Below are 10,493 nucleotides of genomic sequence, written 5' to 3'. Positions count from 1 at the left end.
GTCCTGAAGCTGTGAGAACCGAGGAGATAAATGATGATTAAATAATACCATCACGCAATCAACTACCTGATACATGAAATGGCCAGGGATGATATTTTCACCGCCTGAATTAGCGTCCTGAAGGCAGCGTAAAAGCGAGAATCCGGACATCTCTATAATGGATATGCACAGGCAGATAAAAAGAAATCTGATTGGCTAAAGATAAAGATGTCAGACATTTATCAAGGAATGTTCCCTAAGAAAATTCCAATACAAAGAGTGTGCCTATTGTTCAGGGGTTAACGATAACTCAACCCTATCATTTTTAATTTACAAAAACCTATAAAAAAACAAATTATAAACCTTTAACGCCATTTATAATGAAAATCACAAACAAAACACCCACAAAATTATAACTTTGCAGTGGTTACATCTTTTAGAGCCTCAGCCGCATGCTTCATTGAGACGGGTGATGTTAGATTACTCTCAATTCGCTGAATGGTTTTATTAACGATGAGTTAAAGGTCAACCCAAGGATGAGATCGCGTTCAGATATGAATCTATCAACTAATATTTTATCTAAGGATAAATATTTTACTCTGGGCCTGATTGAACTGCTTGGAGAAGAATTTATTGACAATTTCTTTTTGATTATAGATTTGGACTCTAACGACCTTTCGGGTTCGGAGTGGATTTATTTTTCAAATAAAAACATTGTTGCCTTCGCCTCCAGCGACTTAGCTTTTTATAAGTCCGAGCTATTTGAAAAAATAACCGTACTGGACAAAAAAAGTAATACCAGAAGCATCCTGAATTTCTTTTTAAAGAAAGAAACCTCAGGAAATTATCATACAAAGTACCGGCTAAGCCTGCGTGAAAAGCAGATGTTAAGCATGTTAAGCAGAGGGGAAAGCAACCAGGAGATCGCAGAAGAGTTTGGCGTGAAACTTAAGACTATTTATACGCACCGCCGCAACCTGATGAATAAATTAGGTTGTAAAAACAGGATTACGTTTCAAAAGTTATTTTTCAACAATAAATGTTTTTTTAAGTGAAGCATAGCTTCAGGATTATTCATAAACAGGAGTTTTATCATGAACAAATTAGCACTTATCGTTATTTCAGCACTGTCCCTGAGTTCTGCTGCGGCTCTGGCCGATACCGTTACGGTGAACGGCGGTACGGTGCATTTTAAAGGGGAAGTGGTTAACGCGGCCTGCGCGGTTGATGCCGGTTCTATCGACCAGACCGTTCAGTTAGGCCAGGTTCGTTCTGCAAAGCTGGCGACCGCAGGCAACACCAGCACGGCTGTCGGCTTCAATATCCAGCTGAATGATTGTGATACCACCGTCGCCACCAAAGCCTCCGTCGCGTTTACCGGCACGGCGATTGACAGCGCCAACCCAACGGTACTGGCCCTGCAGAACTCCGCCGCGGGCGGCGCGACTAACGTCGGCGTACAGATCCTTGACCGTACCGGTACCCCGCTGGCGCTGGATGGTGCCGCCTTCGGCGCGCAAACCACGCTGAACGATGGCACCAACGTTATCCCGTTCCAGGCTCGCTACTACGCGACTGCCGCAGCCACTGCCGGTACCGCTAACGCTGACGCCACCTTTAAAGTGCAGTACGAGTAATTTTTTCATCAGGCAGGGAAGCGCGTCGGGCCAGGACGGCCCGTTATCCGAATAAGAGTAAGGGTGATAATGATGCAAAGAATGAAGTCTGGTCTGTTGATTTTATTGCTCCCACCGCTGGCGCTGGCAGGAAACCAGTGGGACACCATGCTGCCCGGCGGGAACATGCGCTTTCAGGGGATAGTCATTGCCGAGTCCTGCCGCGTTGAAGCGGGCGACCGGCAGATGACGGTCAAGATGGGGCAAATCAGCAGCAATCGGTTTCATTCGGCCGGGGAGGACACCAACCCCGTCCCCTTCGATATTCACCTGCAGGAGTGCAGTACCGCCGTGAGCCAGCGCGTTGGCGTGGCGTTTCACGGCGTCGCCGATGGTAAAAATCCGGACGTCCTCTCGGTTGGCGAGGGTCCGGGGATCGCGACCGGCATTGGCGTTGCCCTGTTTGATAAAACCGGCAGTCAGATCCCGCTCAATGCGCCCGCAGGGGCATGGACGCAGCTGCACACGGGGCCAACGACGCTGCATTTTGTCGCCAAATATCGTTCCACCGGGAATCAGGTCACCGGAGGAGCGGCAAATGCTCAGGCCTGGTTCTCCCTGACCTACCAGTAATCAGCGCCGGTAACAGGAATTCACCGTGAGAAAGAAAGAGATAAGCATGAAAAATAGACGGGCTACCACGCGCGGGATGCGCGGTTTACTGGCAGGACTCCTGCTGCTCTCCACCGCCGGTTTTACCGCTCAGGCGCAGGCCGGCGTGGCGCTGGGCGCGACCCGCGTGATTTATCCGGCCGGACAGAAACAGGCTCAGCTGGCGGTGACCAATAACGACGACAGCACCTATCTGATCCAGTCATGGGTAGAGAACGCCGATGGCGCGAAAGACGGGAGCTTTGTCATTACCCCGCCGCTGTTCGCCATGCAGGGGAAGAAAGAGAATACTCTGCGCATCCTCGATGCCACCAATGGCCGGCTGCCGCAGGACCGGGAAACGCTGTTCTGGATGAACGTCAAAGCAATTCCATCGATGGATAAATCAAAGCTCAGCGAAAACACGCTACAGCTGGCGATTATCAGCCGTATCAAGCTTTATTACCGCCCGGCCAAACTGGCGCTACCGCCGGATCAGGCCGCGGAAAAGCTGAAGTTCCGCCGCAGCGGAAGCTCACTCACGCTGATTAACCCAACCCCTTATTACCAGACGGTCACCGAGCTCAACGCCGGAACCCGGGTGCTGAAAAATGCGCTGGTCCCGCCGATGGGCGAAGCCAGCGTCAGTTTACCGTCCGATGCAGGTCGCGAGATTACATACCGGACGATTAACGACTACGGCGCACTCACCCCGCGTATGAAAGGCGTCATGCAGTAACTGACCGGGGAGCAGCGCTCTCCCCCTGAACGAAAAAAATAACGATGGCCGGGCGACTTTGGACCGGAGGGACTATGTCACATCTGAAATATGGACTCGACCACTTGGGCTCCCGGCGAATGACTCCAGGATCTGCTCGCGTATTCGCGCAGATCCCCCTTGCCCTTTTACTTTCCTCACCGGCTTTTTACGCGCAGGCGGAGCTCTATTTCAACCCACGCTTTCTGGCGGACGATCCCGCCGCCGTGGCGGATCTGTCCGGTTTTGAAAAGGGCCAGGAGCTGCCGCCGGGTACCTATCGCGCGGATATCTACCTGAATGACGGGTATATGACCACCCGCGATATCACCTTTAATGCCGCTGAAAAGGGCCACGGGCTGGCCCCCTGCCTGACCCGCGGACAGCTGGCCAGCATGGGCGTGAATACCGCGGCCATTGCCGGAATCGACGTGCTGGCGGCGGATGCCTGCGTACCGCTAACCGAGATGATCAAAGACGCCACCACCCGCTTTGATGCCGGGCAGCAGCGGCTGTATCTGACCGTGCCCCAGGCGTTTATGGGCAACCGCGCCCGCGGCTATATTCCGCCTGAGCTCTGGGACCACGGAATTAACGCCGGGCTACTGAACTACAACTTCACCGGCAACAACGTGCACAACGACGTCGGCGGCAGCAGCAACTACGCGTACCTGAACCTGCAGAGCGGGCTGAACCTCGGCGCCTGGCGCCTGCGCGACAACACCACCTGGAGCTACAGCAGCAGCGGCAGTTCGACGACCAATGAAAACAAATGGCAGCATATCAACTCGTGGCTTGAGCGTGATATTACGCTACTGCGTTCGCGCCTCACGCTGGGCGACAGCTACACCAACGGCGACGTCTTTGACGGCATTAACTTCCGCGGCGCGCAGCTAGCTTCCGACGACAATATGCTGCCGGACAGCCAGAAGGGTTTCGCCCCGGTCATTCACGGGATTGCCCGCGGCACGGCTCAGGTATCGGTCAAACAGAACGGCTATGAGATCTACCAGAGCACGGTGCCGCCCGGCCCGTTTACCATCAACGATCTCTACGCCGCGGGCAACGGCGGCGACCTGCAGGTGACCATCAAAGAGGCCGACGGCAGCAGCCAGGTGTTCACCGTCCCCTACTCGTCCGTTCCGGTGCTCCAGCGCGAGGGCCATACCCGCTATGCCGTTACCGCCGGTGAGTACCGCAGCGGCAGCAATCAGCAGGAAAAACCGAAGTTCTTCCAGGGCACCCTGCTGCACGGCCTTCCGGCGGGCTGGACGCTGTATGGCGGCACCCAGCTGGCGGACCGCTACCGCGCCTTTAACCTCGGCGTGGGGAAAAACATGGGTGACCTGGGCGCGCTGTCGCTGGATATCACCCAGGCTAACGCCACCCTGCCCGATGACAGCGAGCATCAGGGGCAGTCGGTGCGCTTCCTCTATAACAAGTCGCTGACGGATACCGGCACCAATATTCAGCTGGTGGGCTACCGCTACTCGACGCGCGGCTACTTCAGCTTCGCCGATACCACCTACAGCCGGATGAGCGGCTACAACGTCGAGACCCAGGACGGGGTGATTGAAGTGAAGCCAAAATTCACCGACTACTACAACCTCGCTTACAACAAGCGCGGCAAAGTGCAGCTTAGCGTCACCCAGCAGCTGGGGCGCACCGCCACGCTCTATCTGAGCGGCAGCCACCAGACCTACTGGGGCACCGGCAAGGCCGATCAGCAGCTCCAGGCAGGACTCAACGCCGCCATCGACGATATCAACTGGACGCTCAGCTACAGCCTGACCAAAAACGCCTGGCAGCAGGGGCGCGATCAGATGCTGGCGGTCAACGTCAATATTCCGTTCAGCCACTGGCTGCGTTCCGACAGCAAGTCGGCCTGGCGGCACGCCAGCGCCAGCTACAGCATGTCCAACGATCTGAACGGCAGAACCACCAGCCTCGCCGGGCTGTACGGCACGCTGCTGGAGGACAACAACCTGAGCTACAGCATGCAGACCGGCTACGCCGGCGGCGGTGAGGGCAACAGCGGCGGCACCGGCTACGCGGCGCTGAACTACCGCGGCGGCTACGGCAACGCCAACGTTGGCTACAGCCGCAGCGACGGCATCAAACAGCTGTACTACGGCCTGAGCGGCGGCGTGCTGGCTCACGCCGACGGCGTCACCCTGAGCCAGCCGATGAACGACACGGTGGTGCTGATCAAAGCCCCCGGCGCAGACAACGTCAAAGTGGAAAACCAGACCGGGGTTCAGACCGACTGGCGCGGCTACGCCGTGCTGCCCTACGCCACCGAATACCGGGAAAACCGGGTGGCGCTGGACACCAACAGCCTGGCCGATAACGTCGACCTGGACGATGCGGTGGCCAGCGTGGTGCCGACCCACGGCGCGATTGTCCGCGCGGAGTTTAAGGTCCACGTCGGGCTCAAGCTGCTGATGTCTCTCATCTACAACGGTAAGCCGGTTCCCTTCGGCGCGCTGGTGACTTCTGACGGCAGCCAGGCCAGCAGCATCGTCGCCGATAACGGCCAGGTCTACCTGAGCGGGATGCCCCTGGCGGGCAAAGTGCGGGCGAAATGGGGCGAAGGTCCGAACGCCAGCTGCGAGGCTGACTACAGCCTGCCGCCGGAAAAACAGAACCAGATGCTGATCCCGCTGTCCGCCGAGTGCCGCTAAGGAGACCATGATGAGAAAAACCCTGTATCTGCTGAGCGCCCTCGTATCGCTGGCGGTCAACAATGCCAGCGCGGCGGACAGCACCATCACCATCAGCGGCTACGTTCGGGATAACGCCTGCGCCGTGGCGGGTGAGTCGAAAGATTTTACCGTCGACCTGATGGATAACGCCGCGAAGCAGTTCCATGCGGTTGGGGCGACCACGCCGCTGGTGCCGTTTCGTATCGTGCTGTCGCCCTGCGGCAGCTCGGTTACCGCGGTGAAGGTCGGCTTTGTTGGCGTTGCCGACAGCATCAATACCGACCTGCTACAGCTCGACGGCGGCGCCTCAGCGGCGGCGGGGATGGGCGTGCAGATCCTTGACGCGCAGCAGACGGCGCTGCCGCTCAATGCCGCATCGTCAGCGATCCCCTGGACCACGCTGACCCCCGGCCAGACCAACACGCTGAACTTTTACGCCCGGCTGATGGCCACCCGGGTACCGGTGACCGCCGGACACGTTAATGCAACCGCAACATTCACGCTTGAATTTCAGTAACCGGAGGCGCTGATGAACCCGACCTATTCCGGATGGCTGCTGGCCGCGATGCTGGCGGCGTCCTCCCCGACGCTACAGGCCGCCGACGTCACCATTACCGTTAACGGTAAAGTGGTGGCCAAACCCTGTACCGTTTCCACCGTTAACGCCACCGTCGATCTCGGCGATCTCTATACCTTTAGCCTGGTCTCCGCCGGCGCCGCTTCGCCCTTGCACAGCGTGGCGCTCACCCTGAGCAACTGCCCGGTCGGCACGTCGCGGGTCACCGCCAGCTTCAGCGGTACGGCGGACGCCACCGGCTATTACAAGAACCAGGGTACCGCCGGCAACATCCAGCTTGAGCTGCAGGATGAGGGCGGCACCACGCTGAACACCGGCGCGAGAAAAGAGGTACAGGTCGACGACGCCACCCAGTCCGCCAGCTTCCCGCTACAGGTCAGAGCGCTGACGGTCAACGGCGGTGCGACGCAAGGAACTATTCAGGCGGTGATTAACGTCACCTATACCTACGCCTGAGCCAGGAGAACAGAGTAATGAAAAAGATAATCACCCTGCTGTTAACGCTGCTGCTGGCGGGCTGGTCGCTTAACGCCTGGTCGTTCGCCTGTAAAACCGCCGCCGGGGTGACAATCCCCATCGGCGGCGGATCGGCGAACGTTTACGTGAACCTCGCGCCGGCGGTCAGCGTCGGGCAGAACCTGGTGGTGGATCTCTCGACGCAGATTTTCTGTCATAACGACTTTCCGGATTCCATGATCGACTACGTAACGCTGCAGCGCGGCTCGGCCTACGGCGGGGTGCTGTCGAGCTTTTCCGGCACCGTCAGGTATAACGGCATCAGCTACCCGTTTCCAACCACCAGCGAAACGGCGCGTATGACCTATAGCTCCATTGTTGATAGCCCCTGGCCTACCGTCCTCTATCTGACGCCCGTCAGTAGCGCAGGCGGCGTCGCCATTTCCGCCGGGTCGTTGATCGCGGTCCTGATCCTGCGTCAGACCAACAATAAGGATAACGACGACTTCCAGTTCGTGTGGAACATTTACGCCAACAATAACGTCGTGGTGCCAACCGGCGGCTGCGACGTTTCTGCTCGCGATGTGACGGTGACGCTGCCGGAATATCCCGCATCCGCCGCCATTCCGCTGACGGTTTACTGCGCGCAAAACCAGAATCTCGGCTATTACCTCTCCGGCACCACGGAGAACGCGGGCAACTCGATATTTACCAATACCGCCTCAGCGTCCCCTGCCCAGGGGGTGGGCGTTCAGCTGACGCGTAACGGTAGCGTCGTACCCGCCAACAGTACGGTGTCGTTAGGCAACGTAGGCACCTCGGCGGTCAGCCTCGGATTAACCGCCAACTACGCGCGCACCAGCGGGCAGGTGACCGCGGGTAACGTGCAGTCGATTATCGGAGTGACTTTTGTTTACGAATAATCTCCCGCCCCCCGGCGGCGGGCAGCCGCTCGTCGCTATCCTGTCGCCCTGTTCGCTGGCTGCCGAGGGGCTGAGGGGGATAATAGCGAAGGGAGGAGCCCGGCCCGTTGTGCTGCCCACGGAGACGCCGCCCCTGCCTGCCGGCGTTCGCCGCGTGGTGGTTTTTCTCCCGGAAGGCCCCGCCGGGCTACTGGCAACCCTGAAGCGGGCCGCCGCGCTGCTGGCGCGGTCCACCACGCCGCTGCCCATGCTGTTCCTGAGCCGCAGCCCGGCAAGCTGGCTGTGGCCCACCCTGGTGCATCAGGTCGCAGACCGGCGTTTGCTTACCGCCGTACGGGCCGCCGCTTCCGATTTGCCGGTCCCCTGCCTGGCGGCGCTGCTGCGCGACGCCGTGCTCGAAGAATACCCCTCTCTTGAGCAGCTGGCAGAGGATGAAACGCGAGCGCTCGGCAAGCGCCCCGCCGGGATCACCCGGCCAGAGCTGGACGCTATCCTCGGTTTACTCTGCGGCTACCGCGCCAGCGCTCAGGCTCAACGCCGCGGCATCAGCCACAAGACGCTCTACAATCAAAGAACCGCAGGATTAAAAAAAATGGTGGAACACCACCCTGAAATGGCCGCCCGCTTTCCCGGCAGCCAGATAAGAGACCAGAAAAGCGAGAGCATCGCCGCCCTTTCCGCTTTCGAGCGTGAACTTGTGCATGCGATCCACAGCCGCCAGATTTTTCCGGTATTTCAGCCCATTACCGATGAACACCATCAGGTAAAGGGAATGGAGATCCTCTCCCGCTGGAACCGAAACGGCAGCGTGCTGGCTGCCGGCGATTTTTTACCGCAAATACGCTCGGAATATGCCTGGCTGGTGCTCACCGCGTTTGTCCTTCAGGAAGCGGTGCAGAATATTAATCAGCATTCCGGCGAGTGTTATTTCGCCGTGAATATTCCCGCCGCCGTCGCCGGCAACGAGAACCTGCTTCGCATGATGGAAACCGCGCGCCAGCAGCTGCGTCAGCCGCACAGGTCGCAGAGGCTGGTGCTGGAGTTTGCTGAAAATACCGACCTCAACGGTCACGGCAAAATCGCCGAAAATATCGCCCGCCTGCAAAAGCGCGGCTTCCCTATCATGCTTGATGATTGCTTCTCGCAAAGCAGCGTGATGTTTCCGGTGCGCACGATGAGATTCAGCGCTTACAAGCTGGATATGAGCATCGTCAACGATATGCAGCGCGATCCGCACGCGCTGGCGCTGATCAGAAGCCTTATCTTCTACTGCCAGCTGACCGGCAGCCGCTGTATTGCCGAAGGCGTAGATAGCCTTGAGAAATTCAACAAACTGCAGGCGTTGGGAGTCGACCGCTTTCAGGGCAGCTACCTCTCGGCGCCGGTAGGCAGGGAGAACGTGGCGGAGCTTCTTCTGCCGCTTTCGGGCGAGGCGGAGCATCGCGCCGGCATCGCGATACCGGTAACGCCCGATGGACAACATCGGGCATTGGCGACACTTCAGCGCAGCTCCGGCCAGTAGCCACGGTTGGCGACGATCAGTTCATCAAGGATAGCTTTTGCGACCGAAGCGCTGGGTACCGTTTTGGACAGGGTCATCGCCTGCCAGAGCTTCTGATAGCTTCCTTCAACCCAGGCATCGACCACCAGTTTTTCAACCGCCACCTGCTGCTCCATCATCCCCTTTTGAAACAGCGGGATCTTACCCATCGCCAGCGGCTCGGGGCCATTAACGCCCACCAGGCAAGGCACTTCAACCATCGCGGTATCGTCAAAATTCGCGATAGCGCCGTTGTTTTCCACAATCAGCAGCATTCTCTCCTGGGTGTTAAAGGCGATGGCGCAGGCGAGGTCGACAATAAAGGTCGCATGCGCCCCGGCATGGAAATGCGCCTCTTTGGCACTTTGCCGGGCGACGATCTCTCTGGCCATATCAAACACCTCCTTCTCTCTCCCCGCCATCACTTCATTGGCGCGAGTAAAGTCAGGGTCTGAATGGGCAACCTCATAGTCGGCATAAAAATAGTACTTCAGATAGGTATTGGGTAACGTATCGGTATCCAGCGCAAAAACGTCCTTCACCTTTTTGAAGGTCTCAATCCAGCTCGGCGCTTTATGCTGAAAATCCTCTTTCGGACTGCAATAGCCCAGCTCGGCAACGTGGTTTTTTAACGCCGGCATTAAATCGTTGCCGGCCTTATCGGTAATGCTGGTCCACCAGCCGAAATGGTTGAGGCCAAAATAACGGACGTTCATCTCTTTACGCGATTTCAGCCCGAGAATATCGGCGAATAACCCTTCAATAGCCACCGGCATATCGCAGATATTAATAATTTTGGCCGTCGGGCGTAGCCGACGCGTGGCCTCGGCAACGATCGCCGCCGGATTGGAATAGTTGAGCATCCACGCGCCCGGCGAATACGTTTCCATGTAGTCAACCAGCTCAAGGACGCCGGCGATAGAGCGCATACCATAAGCGATACCGCCCGGGCCGCAGGTTTCCTGGCCAATCACGCCATGTTTAAGCGGAATTTTCTCGTCTTTCTCGCGCATCTCATAGAGGCCGACGCGAATATGCGCCATTACGAAATCGACGCCCGTAAAGGCTTCCTGCGGGTCGGTGGTGAAGCTAAAAGCAACGTGCGGATAATGTTCAGCCACCAGAATCGCACAGGCTTCGCCAATCACTCGCTGGCGATCGTGATGATTATCATAGAGACGAATTTCGCTTAACGGAAACCTGTCCATATTTTCCAGCAGCATCATAACAATCCCTGGGGTATACGTACTGCCGCCGCCGGCTATGGTCACAACGAATTTATTTTTCAT

10 protein-coding genes are annotated in these 10,493 nt (G+C 57.6%); 9 read left to right on the top strand and 1 reads right to left on the bottom strand.

Annotation, left to right across the window (positions count from 1 at the left end; translation table 11 throughout):
• The first annotated feature begins 533 nt into the window (after positions 1-533).
• From FQK12_RS03335 to FQK12_RS03295, 9 genes are all read left to right on the top strand, one after another.
• Positions 534-1,034 (top strand): helix-turn-helix transcriptional regulator, encoded by a 501-nt coding sequence (locus FQK12_RS03335; protein WP_014229988.1) that lies wholly within the window; start codon positions 534-536, stop codon positions 1,032-1,034.
• Positions 1,035-1,073: 39 nt separating this feature from the next.
• Positions 1,074-1,616: a type 1 fimbrial major subunit FimA gene (gene fimA, locus FQK12_RS03330; protein ID WP_014229989.1), complete on the top strand. Its 543-nt coding sequence runs from the start codon at positions 1,074-1,076 to the stop codon at positions 1,614-1,616.
• A gap of 72 nt (positions 1,617-1,688) precedes the next feature.
• Positions 1,689-2,228 carry a fimbrial protein gene (locus FQK12_RS03325; protein WP_014838896.1) on the top strand — a complete coding sequence of 180 codons (540 nt, stop codon included), beginning with the start codon at positions 1,689-1,691 and terminating at the stop codon, positions 2,226-2,228.
• A gap of 46 nt (positions 2,229-2,274) precedes the next feature.
• Positions 2,275-2,985, top strand: coding sequence for a fimbria/pilus periplasmic chaperone (locus FQK12_RS03320; protein WP_014229991.1), 711 nt, complete (start codon positions 2,275-2,277; stop codon positions 2,983-2,985).
• Positions 2,986-3,059: 74 nt separating this feature from the next.
• Positions 3,060-5,687 carry a fimbrial biogenesis usher protein gene (locus FQK12_RS03315; RefSeq protein WP_038423095.1) on the top strand — a complete coding sequence of 876 codons (2,628 nt, stop codon included), beginning with the start codon at positions 3,060-3,062 and terminating at the stop codon, positions 5,685-5,687.
• Between the two features lie 10 nt (positions 5,688-5,697).
• A complete protein-coding gene (locus FQK12_RS03310; RefSeq protein ID WP_014229993.1) occupies positions 5,698-6,225 on the top strand; it encodes a fimbrial protein in 528 nt (175 codons plus the stop codon).
• Between the two features lie 12 nt (positions 6,226-6,237).
• Positions 6,238-6,741, top strand: a complete 504-nt coding sequence (locus tag FQK12_RS03305; protein WP_014229994.1) for a fimbrial protein — start codon at positions 6,238-6,240, stop codon at positions 6,739-6,741.
• 17 nt (positions 6,742-6,758) lie between these two features.
• A complete protein-coding gene (locus FQK12_RS03300) occupies positions 6,759-7,664 on the top strand; it encodes a fimbrial protein (RefSeq protein ID WP_014229995.1) in 906 nt (301 codons plus the stop codon).
• Entirely contained in the window at positions 7,651-9,186 is a 1,536-nt protein-coding gene (locus FQK12_RS03295) for an EAL domain-containing protein (RefSeq protein ID WP_171817011.1), read from the top strand. The genes FQK12_RS03300 and FQK12_RS03295 overlap by 14 nt, the downstream gene beginning before the upstream one ends.
• On the opposite strand, the gene FQK12_RS03290 is transcribed toward FQK12_RS03295, so the two are convergent.
• Positions 9,165-10,493 carry a 6-phospho-alpha-glucosidase gene (locus FQK12_RS03290; protein WP_004852346.1) on the bottom strand — a complete coding sequence of 443 codons (1,329 nt, stop codon included), beginning with the start codon at positions 10,491-10,493 and terminating at the stop codon, positions 9,165-9,167. The genes FQK12_RS03295 and FQK12_RS03290 overlap by 22 nt on opposite strands.

The sequence above is a fragment of the Klebsiella sp. ME-303 genome, assembly GCF_007910085.1.
GTDB classification, from domain to species: domain Bacteria; phylum Pseudomonadota; class Gammaproteobacteria; order Enterobacterales; family Enterobacteriaceae; genus Klebsiella; species Klebsiella michiganensis.
This window is presented reverse-complemented; position numbering and strand designations above follow the sequence as displayed.